Origin of the sequence: Achromobacter sp. SIMBA_011, from assembly GCF_046535435.1 — a bacterium.
Classification (GTDB): domain Bacteria; phylum Pseudomonadota; class Gammaproteobacteria; order Burkholderiales; family Burkholderiaceae_B; genus Achromobacter; species Achromobacter dolens.
In genome coordinates this window covers 1-230 of the sequence record NZ_JAWRWN010001344.1, presented here as the reverse complement: position 1 = coordinate 230, position 230 = coordinate 1, and the positions used below count along the sequence as shown (strand labels likewise).

1 protein-coding gene is annotated in these 230 nt (G+C 69.1%); it reads right to left on the bottom strand.

The annotated features are described in order from the left end of the window. A partial coding sequence (locus SB816_RS35455; RefSeq protein WP_410548678.1) for a LysM peptidoglycan-binding domain-containing protein occupies window positions 1-230 on the bottom strand: 230 nt, incomplete at both ends.

Sequence of the window (230 nt, the reverse complement as noted above, 5' to 3'; positions counted from 1 at the left end):
CCGGGCGGCGGCGCGACGCGCAGTACCTGCCCGACTTCGATCGCATCGGGGTTCGTGATCTGGTTCCAGCGCACGATGTTTGCCAGCGACGTGTGGTTGTCGCGGGCGATCTTGTAGAGCGTGTCGCCGCGCTCGACGCGGTAGTAGCCGGGGCCGACGGGCGCGGAGCCGCACGCGACGAGCAGCGCCGCACAGGCGGCAGCGAAGAGCCGCTTCGTTGTTGTTCCGAA